Origin of the sequence: Aureispira sp. CCB-QB1 (assembly GCF_000724545.1) — a bacterium.
Lineage (GTDB): Bacteria > Bacteroidota > Bacteroidia > Chitinophagales > Saprospiraceae > Aureispira.
In genome coordinates this window covers 80,387-107,184 of sequence record NZ_JHBV01000026.1, presented here as the reverse complement: position 1 = coordinate 107,184, position 26,798 = coordinate 80,387, and the positions used below count along the sequence as shown (strand labels likewise).

Here is a 26,798-nt window from a genome sequence, read left to right as displayed (position 1 = left end):
ACATCAGCACGGATACGACTTGGTATTTAGTAGTGACGGTAAATGGCTGTTCTTCTGTAGCTGGTTCGACAACTGTCATCGTACATCCAACACCAGCAACACCAAATGTACCCGCCAATTTTGCGGTATGTGAAGGAGATAACATAACATTGAGTACAAGTACAGTAGCATCAAGTTATAATTGGAGTGGACCGAATGGTTTCACTTCAAACGTTCAAAATCCAGTAGTAATCACCAATGCGACAACATCGAATGCAGGCGTATATACCTTGTCGATTGTAGATGGGAATGGTTGTGAGAGTGGTGATACGACGGTAACGGTTACGGTAGATTCAATACCTGTGACGCCTGTACTAAGCAGCAATTCTGCGATTTGTTTTGGAGATACTTTAGAATTGAGTACAACAGCGTTGGCAACGAGTTATGAATGGATTGCGCCAGATGGATCAAGGATAACAACAGGGACAAATATCTTGTCAATAAGTTCTAATAATAGCTTGTATCAATCGGGTGATTGGATGTTGGTAACAACCAATGCATCAGGATGTACGTCTATGCCATCGTCAGTAGCGACAGTAGTTATCAATGCGAACCCAGCACAACCCGCGGTATTTAACGATGGACCAGTTTGTGAGGGAGGGAATTCAAATTTGAGTACAGCCACGGTATCGGGTGCGAGTTATGCTTGGTACAGCGATTCTAGTTTGACGAGCTTAGTGTCTACGGCTCAAAATCCGATGATTGTTAACATCAGCACGGATACGACTTGGTATTTAGTAGTGACGGTAAATGGCTGTTCTTCTGTAGCTGGTTCGACAACTGTCATCGTATATCCAACACCAGCAACACCAAATGTACCCGCCAATTTTGCGGTATGTGAAGGAGATAACATAACATTGAGTACAAGTACGGTAGCATCAGGTTATAATTGGAGTGGACCGAATGGTTTCACCTCAAACGTTCAAAATCCAGTAGTGATCACCAATGCGACCGCATCGAATGCAGGCGTATATACCTTGTCGATTGTAGATGGAAATGGTTGTGAGAGTGGTGATACGACGGTAACGGTTACAGTAAATGGTAACCCACCTGTTGCTACGATTACAAGCAATAGTCCTATTTGTTTCGGAGATACATTGACTTTGAGTTCTAGCACGAATTGCGGTCAGTCACAGTGGATAGGACCAAATGGAAATAGCAGTGGTACTTTAGGAACACCAGGAGGAAATAATGTTCTCTGGACAATAGGAAGTACTACGAATATTCCGTCTACAGATGTAAATTATTTATCAGGAGATTGGTATATGATCTGTATTGATACGATTACAGGTTGTCGTTCTGAATCAAATACTATTACTATTGAGATAAATCCAATACCAGTTGTTTCTGCGTTTAATAATGGACCAATCTGTGCTGGAGAAGATGGAGAATTGAGTGCTACGTTTATAACAGGAGCGTCGTACCGTTGGTACAGTGATGCTACTTTAACAACGTTGATTTCTACATCTAGAACTCCCATCATTTCTAGTATGATGAGTTCTGAGACCTACTATGTGGTCGCGACGGTAAACGGTTGTACCTCATTGGCGGACTCTACAACTATTGTTGTTAATCCAACACCAGTAATACCGAATCCAACGTATACACCATTGTGTCAATTAGATACTTTATTCTTGCAAGCGAATGCCGTTGGACCAATTGCAACCTATTGGTGGACAGGACCGAATGGATTTACCTCTCATTTAGAGAATCCTGTCATTCCAAATATTTATCCATTCAATGCAGGAAGTTATATTTTGACTGTAACGGATTCGTTAGGGTGTGAAGCTGTTTCTACGGTTGAGGTAACCATTTATCCGAAGCCTCAAACACCTACTATTGCACACAATGCTCCATTCTGTGAAGGGACTAATGATTTGACATTAACAACTCAAGCTTATTTTGGAACAGACGTGCGTTATATATGGACCTTGCCTAATGGTAATTTGGATACCACTTTTGTTCCCTCTTTGGTACTACCTAATGCAACTGTTCAAGATACAGGAGCTTATAGTTTGGTGGTATGGATCGATGGATGTCTGTCATTGCCTGCTGAAGAGATCATTAGAATTTATCCAACTCCAGCTACTCCAAATGTGCCTGCGGACTTTGCAGTATGTGAAGGAGAGGCAATTGTATTAACAACAACAACGAATGCAACCAGCTATTTTTGGACAGGACCGAATGGATTCCAGTCTAATTTGCAAAGCCCAAGTGTTGTGAATGCTACTTTAGTAGATGCAGGAAGTTATCATCTATATGTAACCAATACATGGGGATGCCAAAGTTTGGATACTTCTGTACAAGTTACAGTAAATGCCAACCCACCTATTGCTACGATTACAAGCAATAGTCCTATTTGCTTCGGAGATACATTGACATTGAGTTCTAGCACGAATTGTGGACAATCACAATGGATAGGACCAAATGGAAATAGTACTGGTACCTTAGGAACACCAGGAGGAAATAATGTCCTTTGGACCATAGGAAGTACGACCAATATTCCATCTACAGATTCAAATTATTTGTCAGGAGATTGGTATATGATCTGTATTGATACGATTACAGGCTGTCGTTCAGAGTCGAATACCATTACTATTGATATTAATCCAATACCTAGTACTCCTGCAGCCTTTAATAATGGACCTATTTGTATAGGAGGTACTGCACAATTGTCAACAACTACTGTTAGTGGTGCTACGTATGCATGGTATGCAGATGCTACGTTAACTACTTTAGTGGCAACTAATCAGAATCCTACGATTAGTAATATTACAACAGACAGTACTTTCTACATAGTAGTTACTGTAAATGGTTGTTCTTCTCTAGCAGGGTCAACTACTGTCAGCACATACCCTGTTCCAGCAACACCAGCTGTGCCAGCAGATTTTGCAGTATGTGAAGGAGACAATATTGTGTTGAGTACTACTACAGTCGCAGCAGGGTATAATTGGACAGGACCGAATGGGTTTACATCCAATCTTCAAAATCCATCCGTTGTGAGTGCAAGCTTGGTAGATTCTGGAACTTATACTCTATTTATTATAGATGCGAATGGTTGTCCAAGTGGAGATACTAGTGTTCAAGTTAGTGTACATCCAAATCCTGTACAACCTGTATTGAGTAGTAATAGCGCTATTTGTGATGGAGATAGTTTGGTACTAAGTACAACTGCAACCGCAACAACTTATCGATGGGTGGCACCTGATGGTGCAGATACTTTGACAACGGTCAATACGTTGGTTATTTTGCCATCTAATGCGTTCTACCAAGATGGAAATTGGACTTTAATGACGATGGATGCGAATGGTTGTCAGTCTATTTTGTCAAACCCAGAATCTGTAACCATTCACAGTATTCCAGCAGCACAAGCCGTATTTAATAATGGACCTGTGTGTCGAGGAAGTTCTGTGAATTTATCAACTTCATTTATAAGTGGTGCGACTTATGAGTGGTATGCAGATGCTGCACTAACTATCTTAGTTGCAACAAGCCAAAATCCAACGATTAACAATATTACAACAGATAGTACTTTCTACTTAGTTATTACTGTTAATGGCTGTACTTCGGCTGCTGGTGCGACAACTGTAGTGGTGCACCCAACGCCAACAACTCCAAATGTGCCGTCAAATATTACGGTATGTGAAGGAGATGCAATTGTCTTAACGACAACAACAAATGCGAGTGCTTACGTATGGTCAGGTCCCAATGGTTTTAGTTCTAACCAGCAAAGTCCAACTGTAATTAATGCTGCTACTGTTGTAGATTCAGGAAAATATAGTTTGTATGTTATAGATGCGAATGGTTGTCGTTCAGAAGACACGAGTCTTCAAGTTGTTGTTAATCCAACACCAACTACACCTTTGATTGTATCTAATAATACACCTATTTGTGAAGGAAGTAATATTGTTTTGTCAGCCAATGCTGGCGCAGCAGGAACGACCTATGAATGGTTTAATGCTTCTAACGTGTCAGTTGGAACAGGACAGACTTTAACGATAGTTGGGGCTACTGTGGCAGATGCTGGCGACTATTATGTTATCACAACTCTCAATTCTTGTTCAAGTGCTGCTTCAAGTACTACTACAGCAATCGTTGATCAGGTACCAAGCACCGCAGCGTTTGCAGGAAATGACATCAATCTTTGTAATAGTTTCACGACGACTTTAGATGCTACGCCACCAAATAGTGCTACTGGTTTCTGGACAACCAACTCTGGAGCAACTATTGCCAACCCTAATCTAGCCAACTCGGCAGTTTACAATTTGCCAACAGGAACAAGTACTTTCTATTGGACATTGAGCAACGGAGCTTGTATAGATTTTTCAGTTGATTCTATGGTTGTTGAGGTAACACCAGCAAGCACAGATGTAGCAGATGCAGGGCTAGATCAAAACTTATGTGGACAAACTAGTGCTACCCTAACTGCTGCTAATCCAAGTACTGCAACAGGACAATGGACACAAAGTGCTAGTCAAGCAGGACAAGGAATTGTTATTACGAATCCAACGAATCCAAATACGACAGTTACAGGATTGCAGCAAGGAAATAATTATACCTTTACATGGACGCTAAGTAATGGAAATTGTACAGATTATAGTACAGATATGGTTCAAATTAATGTCGATGTATCGCCTCCTGATAATGCTTATGCAGGAGTAGACATTTTATTGTGTAATCAAAATACGGCAAATCTAGATGCCTTTGTTTCTCAATATGGTACAGGGATGTGGACCAGTACTTCGTCAGCAACGATCATTGATCCTACTTTAGCAAATACAACGGTCATTAACTTGCCACAAGATACAAGTGTTTTTGTTTGGACATTAAGCAATGGGACTTGTCAGAATTATTCTACAGATAGTGTTTTGGTAGTCGTTTCAACAACGACAGATACAGCAGAAGCAGGCAATAATCAAGTTGTTTGTAGTGTTAATGCGTTGACATTGGGGGCAACAATGCCTAGTTCTGGATTTGGTACATGGTCACAAACAGCAGCACAAGCGGCACAAGGAGTGGTTATTGTAGACGTAAATGATCCGAATACACAGGTCGTTGGTCTAAATGCGGGAACAACCTATGCCTTTACATGGACGTTGAGCAATGGAACTTGTCAAGATTATTCTAGTGATGTTACAACAATATCGGTTAATGCAACACCACCAGACAATGCCTTTGCAGGAAATGATATTAATTTATGTGGGGTAGCAACGACCACTAACCTCGCTGCATCAGTACCTACGGTTGCGATGGGATTATGGACTACTACTTCAAGTGCTACGATAAGTAATCCAACACAACCTAATTCAACTGTTTCTGGTTTGAGTGCTGGACAAAACATTTTTATCTGGACATTGAGTAATGGAACTTGCCAAGACTATGATAGTGATACAGTCATTGTCACCGTGACAACTCCTTCTTCAGATGTGGCAGATGCAGGCTTAGATTCTGCGTATTGCGCACAAAGTGTTGTTACCTTAAATGCTGTTGCACCGAGTGTAGGAGGTGGCTATTGGTCACAAACGCCTTCGCAAGCAAGTTTAGGTGCTGTAATAGATAATCCAACAGATACCGCAACTACTGTGAGCAATTTAATGCCAGGGGTAACCTACACCTTTACATGGACCTTGACGAATGGAGGTTGTGTTGATTATTCTTCCGATCAGGTATTAATTACGATTGATGTCTTGCCAACCAATGTTGCTTATGCAGGAGAAGATACTATCTTGTGTGGAGGCAACGCTGTACAATTAGATGGGCTAGCTCCGCCGATAGGGACAGGTTTTTGGACAACCAATGACACAGCTACAATTGTGACACCTGTCGATCCTAATTCTTTGGTCGTAAATATAGCAGAAGATACAACCACTTACTATTGGACCTTGTCAAATGGAGCCTGTGTTGATTATTCTGTAGACTCTGTTACGGTAATCATTTCACCAGCAAGTACAGATTTGGCTTTTGCAGGATATGATGAAGTTTTGTGTGGAGTAGATTCGATTATGTTATCAGCAGCAGTTCCAACAACAAGTACTGGAATTTGGACACAATCTGCGGGGCAGGCGAGTCAAGGTATTGTAATTACGAACCCTACGAATCCTAATTCTTCTGTAACAGGAATTCAAGCAGGGCAAGTGTACACCTTCACATGGACATTGTCCACTTTTGGATGTGCCAACTTTAGCACTGATGACGTTCAATATACTATTAATGCTTTACCTCCAGAGGTAGCCTATGCTGGTCCAGATATTGTTTTGTGTACTGGTAATTCTGTTACAATGGATGCAAACAATCCAATTTTTAGCACAGGAGTTTGGTCTAGTAATTCATCAGCAGTTATCGTAAATCCTACATTGAGTAATTCTAATATTGTAAATATACCAACAGATACGGTAGCGTTTTATTGGTCGTTGAGTAATGGAAGCTGTGCAGATTATTCTATAGACACCATGTTGATTATCGTCACGCCAACCTTCTCGGTAGATACTGCCAATGCAGGTTTAGATATTAATCTTTGTAACGAGGATACAGCACAACTGATGGCAATAGCGCCGAATGTAGCTACAGGTCGTTGGACACAGCCGTTTAATCAATCTAGTGCAGGGGTTGTTATTACAGATCCTAATGCAGCGATGACTACGGCAACAGGGCTACAACTAGATTCTACCTACACCTTTACTTGGTCGGTATCGAATGGACCTTGTCGAGATTATGATAGGGATCAAGTAATTGTTCAAGTAAGTACTTTACCTACAGATGCTGCCTATGCAGGAGAAGATTTTGTCATCTGTGGAATTGATACGGCGATTGTTAGTGCAACAGCACCAAGTATAGGGGCAGGAATGTGGACAACAACAACGACGGCAACTATTGTGACACCTCCAAGTACTAGAACAGAGTTGTTAAACTTAAGCCTAGGGTCAAATGAATTTATTTGGACCTTGTCAAACGGTGCTTGTAGAGACTACTCTTCAGACACGATAGTGATTACTATGGATTCTGCACCAATTGCTAATGCCGATAGTTTTGTAGTTATTTATAATAGCAATGGTAATACGATTGATGTTACTCCGAATGATGGGCTGAATAATAATTGGGTAATTACAATATCAGAATCCATCGCTAGCGGTACACTAGATAATTTGGGAACAGGTGAATTTGATTTGTTTTTGCAAGATGTCTTAGTAGATCAACGTTTTATTTATCAACTGTGTAATCCGAATTGTCCAGCTATTTACTGTGATACCGCTTTGGTTACAATAGATGTACAAGGTGGGACGGAATGCAACTTCCCGAATATGATTACACCTAATAATGACGATGCTAATGAGACTTTCATTGTACCTTGTTTAGATGGCTTGGAAGGAACTAAGTTTGCTGTTTATAATCGTTGGGGAGATCTGATGTACGAGAATGATAATTATAAAAACGATTGGGGAGGAACTCATAATGGTGTTCCTGTGCCAGATGCAACTTATTTCTATATTATGGAATTAGCAGACGGCCAGCGTTTCCAAGGTTTTGTTGAAGTAAGACGATAAGAGAAAAAAAGCTAGTGAGATTTAATCTCACTAGTCTTTATAAAAAATAAAAAATAAGAATCATGCTTAGATTGATTTTAGTTATTGTTTTGGTCTGGACTAGTGTAGGTGTATGGGCGCAACAAGATGCTCAGTATACGCAGTTCATGTTTAATAAATTATATTTTAATCCTGCTTATGCGGGAAGCAAGAAAGCGCTGTGTATTGCTGCTATTTATCGAAACCAATGGATGGGAATAGATGGAGCACCTCAAACAGCAACTCTAAACATCCATGCGCCTGTATGGAAACGTCGAATGGGGCTAGGATTGTCTATAACCAACGATAGAATTGGTTTGACCGATCGTTGGAACTTTGATTTGAGTTACGCTTATCGAATTCGATTTAAGAACGAATCTTTTTTGAGTTTAGGCTTAAGAGGTACAGTCTCTTACATGACAATTCGTTGGGATAATGCCAAATTAACACAGACAGTTGATCAGTCGGTTCCTGCAGCTGTGTCCAGTAAGGTTTTGCCAAATTTCGGAGCGGGAGCATATTATCAGGCTCGCAATTGGTATGTTGGTTTTTCAATGCCTCGACTGTTTAGAAATCGAATTGACTTTAACAACAATGCCAATTCGTCTATTGAGCCAGAGTTAGAACAGCATTATTTTTTGATGGGAGGGGCTTCTTTTGAAATTGCTAAGAATGTGCGTATTCAACCCAATGTATTGCTTAAATATGTTCCTGACACGCCTTTTGATGCGGATATAAATTTGAGTTTTGTCTTTTTCGAAAAAGTATTGGTAGGGGTTACGTATCGAGTTGGGGATTCTATAGATGGGTTGATCCAGTGGAGGATAGTTCCTCAATTTACTATTTCAGCTGCGTATGATTTTACCTTAACTCCTTTACAACAATACAATGCGGGAAGTATAGAGGTGATGTTAGAGTACTGTTTTTGTTGTATGAAAGGCAAGCGATTACACAATCCTCGCTTTTTCTAAAAAACAATCTTTTAGTAGTCTAATGATTAAACAATTGTAGTAGGGTAGCTAACTACCAATTAAAACTATGTTAGTTAAAATTAAAATTATTAAGCATGAAATATAGTATACTTATTGTTGTGTTGATATACTGTTGGCAACCAGTATGGGCGCAAAAAACAAAAGGAAATAGTGCTAAAGCGGAGCGGTACTTCAAAAACCTAGGGTATGCAGAATATATTGCCCTGATGGGAGGCGGAGAATGGACTAAGTACGATAGAGAGACATTATCTAAATTAGGTGTAAGCTATCGCAAAGTAGGGGATTTTAAAAATGCAGAGAAGATTTACCGCACTTTAATTGAGCAAGGAGATGATACGCCGCTATATAGGTTGTATTACGCACAAGCTTTGCAAGCCAATGGCTATTATTTTAAGGCAGGAGAGGAGTACAAAAAGTGCCATCAGGCTTTAAAGGCAGATCAAATTACAGTAGAAGATGAGCGAGCAATAGAAGGATACGAAGCTTGTAATCAAGTTGCTGATTTCAAAGCCAAAGGAGCTGTAAAACTTCGAAATGTAGAGGAATTAAATACAGCTAACTTAGATTTTAGTCCTATGTATTATCAAGATGGGCTAGTATTTGTTTCTACCAGAAAGATGGCTTCTTTAGAAAAAGTAGATCAGTGGTTGAATGAAAATTGTATGGATTTGTATTATGCACCTTTAAATGGTACTCGATTTTCAGAACCTAGCACCTTCTCAGATCAATTGAATACAAAATTTCATGAAGGACCAGTTACTTTTACGGATGATGAGCAGCGGGTATTTTTTACTCGCAATAATTATCAAAATGGAAAGCGTGGGAAAAGCAAGGACAGAATTACCAAATTAAAGATTTATTCCGCTGTTCTCAAAAAAGGACTGTGGAAAGAAGTAACAGAATTGCCTTTTAACGATGACAACATTGATGTTTGTCATCCAGCATTATCGGCTGATGAACGTGTTATGGTTTTTTCTAGTAGCGCAGGAGAGAACAGTCAAGGAGGAATGGATTTATATGTGAGCTATTGGGTAGGCAATAACTGGACAACACCTGTTAATTTAGGACCAGATATTAATACCGCAGGCGATGAAGTGTTCCCTTATATTTATGCAGATGGACGTTTGTATTTTTCCTCTAATGGTCATGGAGGTGTAGGGGGCTTAGATTTGTTTATGGCAATGTCAATGGGAAATGATACCTTGACCAAATGGTCTTTTCCGATGAACATAGGGGTACCTTTTAATTCTCCACACGATGACTTTGGGTTTATTTTAAATCCAGAAGGTACAGAAGGGTATTTAACGAGTAATCGTTTAGGAGGAAAGGGACAAGATGATATTTATCATTTTCAATTGAATGAAGCTTCTTTAGAATCAGTTAAACCAAAGCCTTTGATGCCAATTGAAATTTGTGTTTATGACAAGGCTACGAACGCCAGAATAGAAGGGGCTACTGTAACGATTCGTAAAGCTAACTCTGCTACTTTGTCGGATGATTTGCGTGAAAAAATAGGAATTAAAAACGGGCAGAATATTATATTAAGCCTTACCCCTGTCCGAGAGGGATCCAATGAATATGTCATTCAGTTGAAAGGTGACGAGGATTGGATCGAAGGATTAAATGAAGAAAAAGGTGAAGTGTATGAAACCGATGATGAAGGAACTTTCTTATACAGTTTATATGCCAGTCAAGAGTATGTTTTTGAAGTGAAAAAAGAGGGGTATTTGGAGGTGCAAGAATACTTCTTGATGCCTGCGGATATTGAACTTGAGGAATTTTGTGTAGGTATGAGTAAAGGAACAGATGTCTATGCAAACTCTTGGAATTCCAATAATTCGAACAATTCCAATAACCCAAATGATCCTAACAACCCTAATGGTACGATTAATCCAAATGGCAGTAATCCTAATTATAACATAGACCCTAGTAGTTTGAGAGGCCCAGACGGAAAGCCATTGCCCAAAGGACAACCTTATGTAACAGGAGTGGTCTTAAATAAGGAGTACAACCGTCCATTGCCTAGAACAGAAGTTACTTTATTAGATCGTTGCACAGGAGAAGAGTCTGTCATTACAGTAGACAAAACAGGATTATTTGCTTTTCCATTGGAATGTGGGTGCGACTATGTGGTAAAAGCACGCAAAAATAACTTCATAGGCTCCAATAAGATTCTTTCTTTAGTAAAAGCCGAAGATTGTAAGCCTGTTGTAACTGAATTGTTGATGACGCCAGGGTTTGACAAACTAGGAGAACCAATTACCATTGCTGGACAGACGATAACAGAAAGCTTAAAGGAAGGAGACATCATTCAAATGAGGGATATTTTTTATGATTTTGATAAATATTATATCCGAGACGATGCTTCTCCTGATTTGGATCGCTTGGCAGCCTTGATGCAGCAATTTCCTAGTATGAAAATTGAATTGTCATCACATACAGATAGCCGAGGAACGGATAAATACAACAAGCAATTGTCAGAGAATAGAGCAAAATCTGCCAAAGAGTATTTGGTTCGAAAAGGAATTGCTGCTAATAGAATAAATGCTATTGGGTATGGAGAAAATCGCCTTCAGAACAATTGTAAGGATAATGTTGATTGTAATGAATACGAACATCAACGCAACCGACGTACAGAAGTGCTAATTACGTCTTTTGACCAAGCTGAATACATCAAAGTTTATTATCAAAATAATGAACCTACACGAGTGGACCCTAAAAGAAATTAAAGTTTTTTTTCCACTTGGTGTTCAAGTGATTTGGTGTAACAAGTATAATAATGATGAAGATGACTGCCAACAATTTGTTGGTGGTCATCTTTGATTTTAATAGGAATTGTCTAGCTCATAAAGTAACAAGTCTTCTATTTTTTGCATACATGATAGAGGTATACTGCTTGCTTTTTAGAAAGGTATGCCGTTGAATTTATTGTTTAATAATTGGAATGTAAATTATGTTAATTCTATAATGTGCAATGGATAAAAATAGGCTTTTGTGAATAACAATAGGTATAATATCAGTACTTTACACAATTAATATATATAAGTCCAACAAACTACTAATGAGATAATATGACTCCCCCGAGATACTATTTTATTAATATGGTACATACAAAATTAGGATAAACACTTGCTTTTTAGGTAGCTCCCAATGCTTAAAAAATCACTCAAATTACACCAATATGACACACTCAAATTACACTAAATGGGTATTCCTCTGCTTTTATTTTTGCTTTTATTACTCTAGTAATGCACAAACCTTAGATTGGGTTGGAAGCATCGCCAATCCCCTACACAATGTACAGCCGAATGCTATTATTGAAGATAAAGCAACCAACATCTATGTAGTAGGTCGATTTAGAGAAACTGCAGATTTTGACATGGATGCTGGCGTTACCAATCTTTCTTCGGCTTCTAATTACGATGGATTTGTTGCCAAATATGATTTGAATGGTGCTCTAATTTGGGCAATGAATCTAGGGGCTACTACTACTAGTTTTTCTGAAGATACAAGAGTATATGATGTAGCAGTAGACGGTGCAGACAACATTATTATAGTAGGACAATATAGAGGCGTAAATGTTAATTTCGCTCCAAGGGGAGGCAATGCAGTTTCTCTAACAAGCAATAACACAGGTAGTTTTTCAGATGCTTTTGTTGCCAAATACAATGCATCAGGGCAGTGTATTTGGGTAATGGGAATGGGCTCGACCAGTTCTAGTGATGAGTTTTTAGGAGTGGATGTAGATGCGGCTAATAATATTTATGTGACTGGACGTCTGGACGATAATTTGGGAGGAGGCATCAACATTAATTCCTTAGGAACAGCGCATTTTCTGAATACGTCTAACAATAGTAGTGATGCGGTTTTAATTAAGTATGATGCCAATGGTATCCATCAGTGGGATTTAAGTATAGGAGGAACGGACACAGATTATGGGCACGATGTAAAAGTTGACGGCAGTATCGTTTATGTAGGAGGACGTTTTAGAAATGCAATTACTGATTTTAATCCTCTAGGAACTCCTATACAACGCACTCCTGTTGGCGGTTATGATGCTTTTTTAGCACAGTACAATACTTCAAATGGCTTGTGTAACTGGGTAGTTGATTTTGGCTCTACTGGAACAGAAAGAGTCGAGGAACTAGAAATAGATTCGGATGGAAATGTATACATTACTGGTGCTTTCCAAAATACGGTTGATTTAGACCCGATAGGAGGCAGCAATAGTATCAGTGCACAAGGAGGAAACGACATTTTTGTTTCTAAGTATAATTCATCAGGAGTAAATGTATGGGGATTTGGAATTGGTGGAGCCAATTCAGACGAAGGTTTAGATATATCTATTGACGGTTCAAATTTGTATCTAACGGGTTATTTTGAGAACGCAATGGATTTTGACCCTAGCCCAAACACAGCAACGATTACAGCACAGGGAGGAGCCACTAGTGATGAAGCTTTTTTAGCAAAATACACGACAGGTGGAGCTTATCTAAATGCTTTTGCGATAGAAGGGGCGGATAATGATAGAGCTTATGGCATTGATGCTAATAACAATAGGATTTACCTGACAGGTTATTTTGGTGGTAACAATGTTGATTTTGATCCTAACGGAACGGCAACTCTTAGTGCTGCAAGTGCTTCTCCTAATCACGATGGTTTTGTGGTCGCTTATAGCGATGTTCCTCCAGCAGGTCCAGAGGTAGCTATTGTAGAGTGGTTGGCAAATCCCTCTGGAATAGACGCAGAAGAGGAGTGGGTGGAAATTTATAATTATGGCAGCGCTGCGGTTAATTTAAGAGGGTGGCGTTTGAAAGATGAAGATACTGATAATGCCCTTATTTCGGCAACAGATTTGTTTTTACCCGCTGGAGCATCTTTAATCTTAGCAAGAGATAAAAGTGAATTTGAGCAACATTGGATGAAGGGCTGTGCGAATAATCAAGTAGTCGAAGTTGCAATGATATTAAACAACGGTAACGACGAAATTGTATTAGAGGATGATTTAGGTACTGTTGTTTGGTCGGTTGCCTATCAAAATGATGAAATAGAGGGGCGTGCAACGCACTATACAGAGGTAACTTATACGACAAGCGTATTTGGTAGCAAAGCTAGTCCGGGGGTCAATCGTTCTGGAAATGATGTATCGGGAACCTTGGGATATGAACGCAATGATGCAACGGCAGATGCCAATGCTTTTGCCAACGATATTGGTGACATCGGCAGTCCTCTTTTTGAGAGTAGAATCGATGAGAATAGAGGAAATAGCGTGCTTTTAGATGGGGCAAATGATTATATTGATTTAGGAGCAACAACAGCTTTAGAAAATCAATCTGGTTTTACGTTTGAAACATGGATTAAGCCGATTACGATTGATGTAAATTCAGAACGTATTTTCTCGAAGCGTTTGAACAATACTAGTAGGATTGAAATTTTCTTGGGGAATGGAGGAACAGAGGCTACCAACCAATTTATAAAAATTAGTATTTGTAATGGAACAAGTCAAACAGCTAATGCCCCTAATTTGTCGGTTCCTGTTGGTGAATGGACGCATATTGCTGTTACTTTTGATGGCACCGCTTCGGCAGGAAATCGCCTTAAATTCTATGCCAATGGTATTCGCCAATCGTTGAGTTCGGATCCTGTTGCAACAACAACTCCTTCGGGAACAGGCAACGCTCATATAGGTAAGCGTTCTGATAATAATAACAAACCATCTAACATTGAGCTGGACGAAATTCGTTTGTGGAACCTTGCTAGAACAGAGCAGTTGATTCGAGAAAATATGCACTTGACATTAAGCGGCTGTGAGACAGGGTTGGTTTCCTATTATCAATTGAATGAAACATCAGGTACTGCAACAGAAGATGTGGTAGGAAATAATCCAGCCACCTTGGTAAATGGTGCTGCACGAATAAGTTCAGGGGTGAATACAGGCAATTCTAACCCTTCCAATAGTCAAACGATTGCAGCTATTGCTACGACAGGAGTTCAGTCTTTTTCTAATGCTCATTTGGATATTGATTTTACAGCAAAGACAGGGGCAGAAGATATAACCGTAACCTATCAGAACTATACTCCGAATACAATCTCAGGAGCTACTGCAACCACTATTTATAACAATCCTACTTGGACGATCAATAGTTCCTCTACAACAGGGACCTCTACAGGAAACTTTACATTTACTTTTCCTTCGGGGACATTTAACAGTTTAGATCCTCTAAAATACCGTTTGTATCACAGAGCAATGAACGCAGATGGAGCTTGGCAAGAAATAGCGATTGCTTCTGCTTTGACAAATACGACGGTTACATTTCTTAATATTGAAGTGTTGGGACAGTTTATGGTGGTTCAAGAAAGTGCAGATGGGATAAGTCCTGTTAGAGGAAATATGTATGCCTTTGATGGTGTAGATGATTATATTGATTTTGGAAATTTAGCAAGGTTTAATATGACCAATAATATCACCTTAGAAGCATGGGTTAAAATGACAACTACTAGTGGTGATCAGAAAATTATCACTAAGTTTGGAGATGTAGGTGGAGATGATGCTTATGCCTTGCAAGCGATTAATGGAGAACCACAATTTTTGCTCAATTTTGGTCCTACATGGGTAACCGTTGCCGCAGGGATGACCATGACAGCGAATGAGTGGTATCATATTGTTGGTGTTTATGATGGCACCGCAATGAGGATTTACGTTAATGGAATAGAGCAAAACTCTATCGTACAATCAGGAACCTTTGATGTCTCGGCTTCTACCTTCAAAATTGGAGGTTGGGCAGGCGTTGGTCATTGGAATGGTTGCATTGATGAAGTTAGAGTTTGGAATGCAGCCCGAACCCTATCGGATATTCGAGAAAATATGCATTTAACACTCAAAGGGACAGAAGCCAATTTAGTCGCTTATTATCAATTTAATACAGATGATCCAACAGGTACAGCCAACGGTGTCAAAGATGCTTTGGGCACCGCCCATGGGGTAACGGTTAATATGACTAATACAGCTTATCAAGCTTCGGAGGTGGCAGTAGCTGGAGGTATTTCTCAAACGCTTACGATTCCCAACATTGGACCATTTACAGCGAATTATTCGAGTGTGGGAATGGGAATAGAATTTGGAGCAACAACACCAGATGGAGATGTGGTGGTTTCTAGATTAGAAACAGAAAGTCCGCACGGTGCCAATACTATAGGAGGGCAAGCAGATGATGAATATTTTGTGATTCGAAACTATGGCAGCAATACCACTTTCACAACCTTAACAAGTTTATCCTTACTCAATGTTGGTTATATTGACCCTTCCGATGCTGCTCAACCAGAGGCTTCTTCTCCCTTAGGTGTTTACAAAAGAGCTTCTAATGATTATGGAGCTAGTTGGGGAAGTGCCTTAGCGAATGCAAATACCGCTACCAGTGGTCATAATGGAAGTGTCGTATTTGATAATTCCGCAGGAATTACTAGCTTTAGTCAAGTTGTGTTTGCCAATGCCAACGGTGGTTTGCCAGTAGAGTTAATAGAATTTAAGGCAACTCGCCAAAATGTAGATGAAGTGCTGTTAAATTGGGCAACTGCTACTGAAATTAACAATCAAGGATTTCAAATTGAACGCATGTTGGAAGGAGAGAGCTCCTTTAGTGAGATTGGATGGGTGAATGGAAAAGGGAATTCGGTTGTAACCAATCATTATCAATATATAGACGAAAATAGTAGCTTGGAAACTAGTTACTATCGCTTAAAGCAAATGGACTTTGATGGAACTATCAGTTATTCAGACATTAGAGCAGTAAATGGTCAATCCAGTGGAAAGTACATCGACTGGAAAATTTATCCGAATCCTGTTGGGCAGGAATTGCACCTTACTTTTAAGCAATTGCCCAAACAAGTATCTAATGCTATGTTTTCTATTTTGAATATGGAAGGTAAACGGTTGTACGAACAAAAGCATTCGATTCAGACCAATCAAACAATTGTTTTAGATTGTGTACGTACGTTGCCTAGTGGTACCTATACGTTTGTCTTAACAACGGATGATGATGAAATATCTACTTATAAATTTGTAAAAGAGTAAGCTCTAGGTTTTAGTAATGAGTAATATTTTTATCTGATTTAGAATGGTGCAAATTTCGGAGATAGGAAATTTGCACCATTTTTATGGTGTCAATTGCCAATAGGGAATTAGAGCATTTATTGTTTGACCATTTTAGCAACTACTCTATGATTTCATGAAATTGCTTTTTCCCTTTAGGTGTGAGGTAAGGGTATAAATTTTGAAAAAGAATCATATTGTATTGGTCAACAAGATCCATACTCAAATCTTCTTGCACCATAGCTGCAGACAACCAAAAATCGCCTAATATACTAGAGCGCAGATAGAGGTTGTGTAATTCTCCTTTAAATTCTTCTGGTCGCATAAGCCCTTCGTGAATCCATAACTCAAACATGCCTAAAAATTGTTGTTGTCTAAGGATACTTAATTGTTTGTAATGCGAGTGAATGGTTTGGTTTTCTCGCATGATTTGGACAAAATCAAGCATAAAAAAGCGATAGTTAAAAAAATGCTGCATCATTTTTTTAGAAGTTTGAAAAGAGCTTGCAAGTGTAGGAAGACTCAAGCCAGCTTGATGTACTTCTTTATCCATTAATGTAACTAGTTGAAGATACAGCGCCTCAAGAATGTCTTCTCGCTTCTTAAAATGGTAACACAAATTGCCTTGGCTAATTCCCATTTCTTTGGCAATACTTCGCAAGGTTACTTTGGGTAAGCCCAATTCATTAAACAGCTTTAATGCGGTTGTTAATATTTTTGATTTTGTATTTTTTGGTGTCGATTTAGATTTCACAGAAAATCTTTTAAAGTATTTAAATTAGTAATATTGACCTAAAGATAGATAAAAAAATGAATTTTGAATATTATTCATCTTGAGAATGGAAGTTTAGTTAGAATGCAAAAAAAGCCCTCGATTGTAGGAGATAAAATTATTTTTTGATTTTTTAGTAACTTTGACCTAAAGTTAATTTTTTTTTAGTAACTTTGACCTAAAGTTGATTAAAAATAAAATTATGATGGTACTTAGTAGCTTAAATATGATGATTTTTATTCTCATCAGTTTATTACACGTTTATTGGGCTTTGGGAGGAAAATGGGGGATAGATGCTGTTATCCCTGAACTAGATAACGGAACAGTAGCGTTTAGACCTCCTGTATTTGCAACCTTGGTTGTTGCTGTTGGCTTGTTAGGCTTTGCTTTAATACATGCGAATGCTATAGGACTTGTTTTTTGGATAGATACTTATTATGTGCGTATTGGTTTAGGTGTAATAGGGGGAATTTTTGCTTTGCGGGCTATTGGAGATTTTAACTATGTTGGTTGGTTCAAGAAAAAACGAACAGGTGCTTTTGCTGAAAACGATACGCGCTATTATGTGCCATTATGTGTGCTGCTTTCGTTGAATGCGTGGATGACCTATTTTTTGCTCTAGAAAATAAATTAGTAATTCCTCTCGATAGATTGATGATCAAATAGTTATTGTATGAGGGGTTGCAGTAAAAATATATTATTATGAAAGTAACAATAATCGGTGCAGGAATTGGAGGCTTGACCTTAGCAATAGCTTTGCAACAAAAGGGAATTGAAGTAGAAATTTTTGAAGCTACTCCTGAATTTAAGAAAGTAGGTGCAGGAATAGCTTTGGCAATCAATGCAATGCAAGTTTATCAACGTCTAGGATTGGCACAAAAATTAGAAGCTAGTGGCAATTGTTTGGATACGATGGCTATTACGGATGCTGCTCTTAATATCTTAGCAGAAAATGGGATGGCGTATTTTAAATCGCATTATTCTTTAAATAATGTAGCCATTCATAGAGCGACACTTCATCGCATCTTGTTAGCTCAATTGCCCAAGGTGCCTTTACATTTGAATAAAAAATTAAAAACGTTAAAGGAACATAAAGAAGGGGTGGACCTAGAGTTCTGGGATGGAACCACGCATCGAGCTGATTTGGTGATTGGAGCAGATGGAATTCATTCGGGAGTACGTCAAGCAATTTTTCCTAAGATTCAAGAGCGAATGGCCAAACAAGTTTGCTGGAGAGGAGTTGTTTCACATGATTTGGGGGACGAAAAACGAAACTTGATGCGAGAAGCTTGGGGAGGTGATCGTCGTTTTGGAATTGTTCCTATTGAAGACAAACAAATTTATTGGTTTGCATGTATTAGCTATCAAAACAATGCCGACGAGTTTACAAATACTGATATAGCGCCCTTGTTTTCAAAATTTGCCCCTTTGGTTCAAGAGTTGATTAAAAAAACGCCTAAAGATAAAATCATTACGGCAGAATTAAGTGATTTAGAAATTCTAAAAACTTGGCACAAAGGAAGAGTTTGTTTGGTGGGGGATGCTGCACATGCTACCACTCCTAATATGGGACAAGGCGCGAATCAAGCAATTGAGAGTGCTTGGGTATTGGCCGACTGTTTGACGAGCCAAAAGGATTATACGAATGCTTTTGATGCATACCAAAAAATTCGCCAAAACAAAGCCAGTCAAATTATAAAAACAAGTTGGCAAATCGGTAAACTAGCACATGTCAAAAATCCACTTTTAGTAACCTTTAGAAATGCAGCCATGCGTATGACTCCAGAGTCGGTGGGGCGCAAACAATTGGAAAAAATATTTGAATTGGATTATTAGACCTGATTAGATTGGTGTTCGTACTTATTGGTGTGCTGTCCTAAAAAAAAGTTTGCATTGTATCCATAGAGTTACCCCTAGCTTTGTGATATAGTCTCTATTGGATACGCTGCAAACTTGCTAATGAATATGAATGTTTAATAAGCAATTGTATGCTCGATAATTAAGGTTGCGAAATGTCTGATTGCCTGTGGTGCTATGAGCCAATTAATTGGTAGTGCCACAGGTATAAAAGGATTGTAATCCTTTTCTGTTCGTACTAAAATAGGCTAATTTATTCAGCCTTTAAATCCTTTGTTTTGGGAATAATGCCAGCTTTTTTCCATGAGTTGAATAGAAGCTCGTTGCCCGATTTAAACGCTAATGTGTTAGAACCTTTCTTTTCCGCTTTACATATTTTGCCTGAAGAAGATAGAGGGTTTACGATGGTTAGATACAAATCTAAAGGAATCTGTTCTAAGGGAGTATTGATTCCGAAAATTAGTTTCATAGCATCAGCTGTGTCTTTGCCTCTAGAGGCATCATCTATATATGCTTCGTGGATTTTCCACTTATTTTGCAAGAGTTGTATTGTAACTTTGAATACTCCTGCTTTTCCATTGTCCCAATCTAAACCATCTTTACTTGACTTGACCCATGCTATCATTAAAGCCATTTTTAAAACATCAGCACTAGGTAGTCTCTTGTTGAGATACGTTACTTCCCTTAACGCCGCATTTAAACTTAAGGTTGTTTTTTTAGAAGAACAGTTAGCAATTAAAGCTTGCTTAAAATGTGGAAATATAATTTTTTCATGAAGTGTAGCATTTTTTGCAAAGTTTTGCAATGCAGTTCTCCATTTCCTGCAAAACACTTCTACTTTTTCTCTAGTTTTGTCATTTGCATTACTATGGCTAGCATCAGTAGTTCCATTAATAATCTCCTTGGCAATAGCTTGACCGTACTGTGTATAGGTTTTTTTGAGAATTGATGTCATTGGTCCACCAATATATAGAGTACCTAGTTCTATTGTTAGCTTTACTAAAAAACCATTACCGGAAGAACTAGTCTTTGTCAATTTATTTTCAACAAAATCGATAGCTTTTACCATATTACTAGCCCACAAAATTAGAGAAGTAGAGAATTTGGACTTAATTTGAAGCCAGTCTTTTTCGGAAATCGAAATATTCTTTTCTCCATTGATTTGACAAGAAAGTTGGTGAATATTTAACTTTGCAAGTTTTTGAATTTGCAAGTTTTGCTTATTCTTAAGTTTACCCTTGCTAATAATTTGATTTCTTTTTTTTGCAAGAGCAATTAATTTTTTGATAATTTTTGTATTGACTTCAGATTGTTTGTTTGACATAATGAGTTAATTTTTTGGGTTTATGAAGTTTGGATAGCCTCCTCTAAAGTTAAACCTAAAGAAGCTAGTAATTTATTAATTTCATTATCAATAGAATCTACTTGAGATTCCATGATTTGAGGATCTGAAGAATCTACTTTAATGAGAGCTGTTTTAATTTTTTCTACTTTTATTTCAGCTATATTTAATTTGTTTTTTATGTCAACGAAAGTGTTTTTGAGCTTGGTTGGTAGTTGTTGGTAAATTTTTAAAGCTTGATTAATTTTGAGAAAGGTAGCATTAGCATACTCTATATCTTGAGGTGTAATTTTGTTAGTGTTGATATTTTGAATAATTTCTCCTATCTTCTTCAATTCAGGTTTAACACGCTTAACGATGTCCTTAAATTGTTGCACTAATTGTTGCTGTTCTGCTTGTTTCGGAGATACAGGAGAAGTCTCTTTTTTATCAATCGTCTTCTTTTTAGGATCAGGGATGTTATTATTATCAGGAACTCCATCTTTAAGAACAACCTCCATTTTCATCTTCTGAAATAAAGCGATTACATCGGATTTGATATTGGCAGCGCCTTTTAAAGGAGTGATTTCCAAAGCTGTTTTACCATTACTCTGTTTGACCATTTGAGTGCTCGCTACCAAAAAGAATTTAGGAGCAAGTTCCTTTTTTACTTCTTCCTTATACGTTTTTAAGGCAACTATTTTTTTGCGATAGGGAATACAAACTAATGGAACTTTTCCGTTGGTAAATTTGTGTTTAACCACACAAATCATAGCTTCTGCCTTTTTCCAGTCAACAGGTCTTTTAAAGCATTTGTAATACTCTGTCTTGGTCATTTGCTTGATTCCAGCAAATGGGATAACGTTTTCTTTTTCGTTCATTGTGGTTGGTTTATTTATTTGGGATAAATTGATACCTCTAAAATATTTGAAAATGATCAACCATAAAAGAAGAAAAAAGTAACTTTATTAAGGTCTTAAAGAATTTTTTAAATTTATAAAAACTTGTTTTTTAGTTGTTTGTGGGGTTTGTTTTCTTAGGTTTAAACACCAGTTTATAATTTTTTATCAAGGAAGATAAGTAAGAAAGCCAAATGTTTAACAATCATTTTTAGTGCTCATTTAATATTATCATCCGTCCATCGGATAAAATCAAAGAGTTGAAAAGCGCCGACTTCCATAGGGTCTTTTTGCAACTCGATTAAATCTGCTTTGAATGCTTTAAAAATTTCTTTGGTCTTTTGAGAGGAAGTAATCTGAGCACTTAATTGCCGCAATCGTTTGATTACATTAGCCTCTAGTTTGTACAATCGTTTGTTATACATCAAAAAGCGATAAGTAGATTCATTTGCATTAAGTAGATAGTATTGATGATCTAATTCATAATGAATAATTAATTCAATAAGCCTAGCTGCTATTTTTAAATCAGGAATAATGTTTTTGGTATAATATACTTGAGTCCTGTTGAGCCAATCCAATGCCCTGTGGTATTGATTTTGCCAAAAATAAGAACAAGCCAAACCATAGGGAATTATAATTTTGAAATCATACCCTATTTTATCCTTATAGATTTCAAATTCATCTTCAATATTTTTTAAATCCTTAGAGTGATTGACTTTACTTTTACTATACGTGATATAAATAAGCATTGTTTGCGCCCAAGATTCAAAAATTTGAATGGTTTCATGAGGGTTTTTTGGGGTTATTGCTTTGAGTTTTTGTGCTGTTGTCAAAAGACCTTGAAAATCTTGTAGATGCCGCTGATTTACCCCTAAGTTATTAAGAATGATAATGTAAGCTATCTGATTCAGTTCCAAAAATAATGGATGTGCTTCTAAAAGTGTAATTTGTTCTTTGAGCAGTTTGCTAGAAACTTGAAAATTTCCCTTTTGATTATAATAATCAATACAAGTATGCAACTGAAGGAATTTAGCTTTGGCACTTAAGGGAGGGGCAGATTGCTGAACGTCTTCCAAAATGGTATTGGTGATCTGATCGGAGGCATCTGTTCTGCTAGTATATTGTTGTCGACTCCAATAATTTGACTTGGTAGCTAAATATCTATAATGTCTAAGATTGAGCCATTGCTTTGTAATCTGTATTTCTTGTTCAAAACCACATTCAATATACCGTTGTAGTTCTGGTGTCATTTGTAATCTTAAAATCTCTTCTTCTTGCATTTGGAGCAAAAGCAAATGAAGAAATGCTTCGTGTTTTTGAGCTAGTTTTTGAGCTTTGTGTAGTGTTTTTAGGGCTTGTGTTAATAAAGATCGTTTGGTTAGTAGTTGGATGGTTTCAATTTGTTCATGTAATTGTGCATCAATGGACTTGTTTTTCTGGTAAGCCAACAAAGAAGTTAACAACAAATTATAAAGATAGTGCTTGGCAATAGAAAGTTGTTTTTGGGTCATCTTTCTCTTGCGAAACTTTTTGAGTAATAGCGCACTATTGTAAGTCTCTTGTTGGTCAATAGCATCAAAAAGTTTAAAATAAAAATCATCTTTTTCGCGTTGTTGTTTTCGAGCGTATTTTTTGAAATAAGCCTTCTCAGTACGGGACATGGTTTGGATGAGTTGATGCGTAGTATCTTGGTTGGACATTGGAATAAAGGAATATTTAGGTATAAATAGGATAATTCTAGAACAATTTGTTAGGATCATTCGTATTGTGGGATGAAGAATTTTGATTTTAGTCAATCAGCATGACATTATGCTCGTGTTTGAGGTGGCACAGAATGAAAGACAACGAGATAAAACAACATGGTGATTATAAGTTGATTAACAGCTTATTTCCATAATGCATAATTCAATTAAAGATACTTGACTTAGCTCAAAATTAAAGGTTCATTTAGTAGTTAATGAGCAAAAACTAATCAATGTTTTTGTTATTTATGATTAAAAAAAACACTTTAAAAGAGTTTGATAACTATGCTTATAGCTCAAATAATGAATGTTTTTTTAAGATTTGTTGGAGGTGATGTTTCTATTTAAAAGAAAAAATAGAAAGAAGTATGTTAAGAAAACTAAAAAGTTTAAAAATCTGTTATAGATAACAAACAAAACTAAGGTAAATTTATTACCTTGTATAAGTTAGAGATATTAGTATTGGCATAGTTTGCCAATTCGTTTGTTATACTAGTAAGCATGACAATTTGTAATTGTCTTTGTTACTTTACCTTTGGTACATTAGTTGTGCTACTGTTCGGTGGTTTTTACGAACTACAAGGTAGTTTAGATTCTATACTCGTTTTTATAAAAGAGCATATCTAATAACTTTGGATAGGCTCAAAAAGGAATAGGTTTGTTTTAATAGTAGTTAGCTGTGTTATGGCTGCGTAGTTTTTACGAGCCATTGTCAAAATAAACCAATAAAAAATATGAATCGTTAAGTTTATCTTAGCTAAGTAAGTGGGCAGCAAAAGTATAAGAAGCAAAGCATTCAATTTTCTTATTATTTTTTCTGAACGATTGCTTATTCTCAAAAAAATATATATACACCATGTCAAGAGTTCTTGATCCTAATTTTACAAAATACAAATTCAGAGATTTAAAAGTTTACTGTTCTACGGAATGGTTGGCTGATAATAAGAAGAAGTACCGTCAAGTATTTGATCGATACGAGGCAACTTATATCTATGCTGAGTTATCTTTTTACAACAAACTATTTGATGATGAAGACTGGAATGTTCAGATAAACATCAAATGTTATTCTCTCAAAAAGGGACGCAAAGAGCTTTGTGACTTGAACTTTGATCGTAAAGTTAGCAAATACGACAATGTTGTTTACATTCGAGAAGGATGGGGGAACAAGAAATTTGGTGCTTTTTGGAAAAAAGGTACTTACTATTGGGAGGCTTATATTGATGGTCAGAAGGTAGCGACCAAGTATTTTTATATTGAAGAAAGCTCAGAGAAATATCCAGAGCCGAATGCTTATGTAAACATCAAGTCGCTCAAATTATATGAAGGTCCTTACGATGATCTTCCAAAAGAAGAGCGGGTTTATTACAAAACCTTCTCAAAAGAAGAAACACGCTATATTTATACCGAAATTAGCTTAGAAAACTTACTGCCAAGTAAGAGTTGGTATTGTGAATTGTTTGTAAAGTTCTATAATGGTAGCCGTCAGTTAAAGGGACAAACAATGAAATTGCACCATGTTGACAAAGAGGATGAAACAATTGAATTGTCGATGCATTGGGGCTCTAACATCAAAGGTTCTTGGACCGAAGATAATTATACCGCAGAGATTATTTTTATGGATAAACTCTTAGCCGTTATTCCTTTTGAAGTGGATGTTGATTTTGAAGAAGGTGTAGCTGGAGCTGTATTGCCCAATCAGTATCAACCCGTAATATTGAATGAGGAAGGTACTGATAATGCTAATTTTGAAGAGGTAATGGGCAAGTTAGATGAGCTTATTGGCTTGCAAGATATCAAACGCCAAGTGCGTGACCATGCTAGCTATCTTCAATTTTTGCAATTAAGAAGGGAAAAAGGCTTTGAGGAAGAGGAGGAAATTAATATTCATTCTGTTTTTATTGGTAACCCTGGAACAGGAAAAACAACGGTAGCTCAGATGATGGGCAAACTCTACAAGAGCATGGGCTTATTGTCCAAAGGGCACGTTCACGAAGTTGATCGGGTTGATTTGGTAGGAGAGTATATTGGACAAACAGCACCCAAAGTAAAAGAGGCCATAGAAAAGGCTAGAGGTGGTGTGTTGTTTATTGATGAAGCGTACTCTTTGGCACGTTCTAACGACGATAGCAAAGATTTTGGACGAGAAGTAATCGAAATTTTGGTGAAAGAAATGTCTAATGGAGAGGGAGATATGGCTGTTATTGTAGCAGGTTATCCTAAGGAAATGGAGCATTTCCTAACTTCTAACCCAGGTCTAAAGTCGAGGTTTAAATTGTACTTTACATTTAGTGATTACTTGCCACACGAATTATCAGCAATATCTCAGTATGCTTGTGTCAAAAAGAATGTCGTTTTGGAGCATCATGCTAAAAAAATGATTGATGAAATCATTATTGAAGCTTACCGAAATAGAGATCGTGCTTTTGGCAATGCTCGTTTTGTTTACGACCTAATTGATCAAGCTAAAATTGCATTAGGGTTGAGAATTATGAACGATACAGATCCGAAACAATTTGATAAAGAGCAACTGGAAACGGTTTTGGTAGATGATGTACAAAAAATTGAAGTAAAACGTCCGAAGCGTCTGCCCAATCTGCCTATTGATGAAAAGTTGCTAGAATTGGCAATGGATGAACTCAAGCACATGATTGGAATTGAGAATATCAAGAAGGAAATTGATGAAATGGTTAGCTTGGTTCGTTTCTATCGTGAAAGCAGCAGAGATGTACTCAATAAGTTCTACTTGCATACTGTTTTTGTGGGTAATCCAGGAACTGGAAAAACAACGGTCGCTCGGATTCTAACAAAAATATACAAAGCCTTAGGAATTTTAGAAAGAGGACATATGGTCGAAACAGACCGTCAAGGTTTGGTCGCTGGATATGTTGGACAAACTGCCATCAAAACCGCAGAACGCATTGACGAAGCAATGGGAGGGGTGTTATTTATTGACGAGGCTTATGCCTTGACAAGCAGTGGTAGTGGTAGTTTGGCAGGAGGTTCTGACTTTGGAAATGAAGCCATTCAAACCATCCTAAAACGAATGGAAGATAGTCGAGGAGAATTTTTTGTTTTTGCAGCGGGCTATCCAGATAATATGGAAACGTTTTTAAAGGCAAATCCTGGCTTGCGCTCTCGCTTCGATAAAGTACTAAAGTTTGAAGATTATGACAGCAGTTTGTTGTATCAAATTGCGCTTCAAATGTTAGAAGAAGAAGGTCTAGAAGTTGATGAAGATGCTAAAGCACATTTAGTAAAATACTTGGACTTCTTGTACGAATATAGAGACAAGTATTTTGGCAATGCTCGTACAGTGCGAAACATTATCAACGATATTGTCAAGAATCAAAGTTTGCGCTTAGCTTCTGTTCCTAGCGAAGAAAGAGATCCTAATATTGTGAACTTGATTACCTATGAGGATGTTGCGACACTTAAGTTGAGCCACGATGATGATATTTTTAATAAAAAATCTATCGGTTTTCGTAAAAAATCAGGAGCAGGCAAATAAAACTCCTTTAGAAATATCCT

Annotated in this window: 11 protein-coding genes; 7 read left to right on the top strand and 4 right to left on the bottom strand. The window is 37.5% G+C overall.

Features of this window, described 5'->3' with window-relative positions; all coding sequences use genetic code 11:
- The first annotated feature begins 149 nt into the window (after nt 1–149).
- From CG11_RS12900 to CG11_RS12885, 4 genes are all read left to right on the top strand, one after another.
- The gene (locus CG11_RS12900; RefSeq protein ID WP_231512793.1) at nt 150–7,580 is read left to right on the top strand and encodes a gliding motility-associated C-terminal domain-containing protein; all 7,431 of its coding nucleotides are present in this window, start codon (nt 150–152) and stop codon (nt 7,578–7,580) included.
- 62 nt (nt 7,581–7,642) lie between these two features.
- Nucleotides 7,643–8,569, top strand: coding sequence for a type IX secretion system membrane protein PorP/SprF (locus CG11_RS12895; RefSeq protein ID WP_052596811.1), 927 nt, complete (start codon nt 7,643–7,645; stop codon nt 8,567–8,569).
- A 95-nt stretch (nt 8,570–8,664) separates the two neighbouring features.
- Nucleotides 8,665–11,319 carry an OmpA family protein gene (locus tag CG11_RS12890; protein WP_052596810.1) on the top strand — a complete coding sequence of 885 codons (2,655 nt, stop codon included), beginning with the start codon at nt 8,665–8,667 and terminating at the stop codon, nt 11,317–11,319.
- Between the two features lie 452 nt (nt 11,320–11,771).
- On the top strand, nt 11,772–16,661 hold the full coding sequence (locus tag CG11_RS12885; RefSeq protein ID WP_052596808.1) for a LamG-like jellyroll fold domain-containing protein: 4,890 nt from the start codon (nt 11,772–11,774) through the stop codon (nt 16,659–16,661).
- A 139-nt stretch (nt 16,662–16,800) separates the two neighbouring features.
- On the opposite strand, the gene CG11_RS12880 is transcribed toward CG11_RS12885, so the two are convergent.
- A complete protein-coding gene (locus CG11_RS12880; RefSeq protein WP_052596807.1) occupies nt 16,801–17,433 on the bottom strand; it encodes a TetR/AcrR family transcriptional regulator in 633 nt (210 codons plus the stop codon).
- A gap of 220 nt (nt 17,434–17,653) precedes the next feature.
- Here CG11_RS12880 and CG11_RS12875 point away from each other — a divergent pair, with 220 nt between their 5' ends.
- Both CG11_RS12875 and CG11_RS12870 read left to right on the top strand, forming a co-directional pair.
- Nucleotides 17,654–18,073, top strand: a complete 420-nt coding sequence (locus CG11_RS12875) for a DUF3995 domain-containing protein (protein ID WP_063833096.1) — start codon at nt 17,654–17,656, stop codon at nt 18,071–18,073.
- A gap of 80 nt (nt 18,074–18,153) precedes the next feature.
- The gene (locus CG11_RS12870; protein WP_052596806.1) at nt 18,154–19,287 is read left to right on the top strand and encodes an FAD-dependent monooxygenase; all 1,134 of its coding nucleotides are present in this window, start codon (nt 18,154–18,156) and stop codon (nt 19,285–19,287) included.
- Between the two features lie 274 nt (nt 19,288–19,561).
- On the opposite strand, the gene CG11_RS12865 is transcribed toward CG11_RS12870, so the two are convergent.
- From CG11_RS12865 to CG11_RS12855, 3 genes are all read right to left on the bottom strand, one after another.
- Nucleotides 19,562–20,632, bottom strand: coding sequence for a hypothetical protein (locus CG11_RS12865; RefSeq protein WP_052596804.1), 1,071 nt, complete (start codon nt 20,630–20,632; stop codon nt 19,562–19,564).
- Between the two features lie 20 nt (nt 20,633–20,652).
- Nucleotides 20,653–21,510: a hypothetical protein gene (locus CG11_RS12860; protein WP_052596803.1), complete on the bottom strand. Its 858-nt coding sequence runs from the start codon at nt 21,508–21,510 to the stop codon at nt 20,653–20,655.
- A 236-nt stretch (nt 21,511–21,746) separates the two neighbouring features.
- The gene (locus CG11_RS12855) at nt 21,747–23,228 is read right to left on the bottom strand and encodes a hypothetical protein (protein ID WP_052596801.1); all 1,482 of its coding nucleotides are present in this window, start codon (nt 23,226–23,228) and stop codon (nt 21,747–21,749) included.
- An 898-nt stretch (nt 23,229–24,126) separates the two neighbouring features.
- On the opposite strand from CG11_RS12855, the gene CG11_RS12850 reads away from it, so the two are divergent.
- On the top strand, nt 24,127–26,778 hold the full coding sequence (locus CG11_RS12850) for an AAA family ATPase (RefSeq protein WP_052596799.1): 2,652 nt from the start codon (nt 24,127–24,129) through the stop codon (nt 26,776–26,778).
- Nucleotides 26,779–26,798: the final 20 nt, after the last annotated feature.

Coding starts and splice junctions, on each gene's coding strand:
- CG11_RS12860 (WP_052596803.1), bottom strand. CDS start 21,510: ATGAACGAAAAAGAAAACGTTATCCCATTTGCTGGAATCAAGCAAATG.
- CG11_RS12895 (WP_052596811.1), top strand. CDS start 7,643: ATGCTTAGATTGATTTTAGTTATTGTTTTGGTCTGGACTAGTGTAGGT.
- CG11_RS12850 (WP_052596799.1), top strand. CDS start 24,127: ATGTCAAGAGTTCTTGATCCTAATTTTACAAAATACAAATTCAGAGAT.
- CG11_RS12890 (WP_052596810.1), top strand. CDS start 8,665: ATGAAATATAGTATACTTATTGTTGTGTTGATATACTGTTGGCAACCA.
- CG11_RS12885 (WP_052596808.1), top strand. CDS start 11,772: ATGACACACTCAAATTACACTAAATGGGTATTCCTCTGCTTTTATTTT.
- CG11_RS12855 (WP_052596801.1), bottom strand. CDS start 23,228: ATGTCCAACCAAGATACTACGCATCAACTCATCCAAACCATGTCCCGT.
- CG11_RS12870 (WP_052596806.1), top strand. CDS start 18,154: ATGAAAGTAACAATAATCGGTGCAGGAATTGGAGGCTTGACCTTAGCA.
- CG11_RS12865 (WP_052596804.1), bottom strand. CDS start 20,632: ATGTCAAACAAACAATCTGAAGTCAATACAAAAATTATCAAAAAATTA.
- CG11_RS12875 (WP_063833096.1), top strand. CDS start 17,654: ATGATGGTACTTAGTAGCTTAAATATGATGATTTTTATTCTCATCAGT.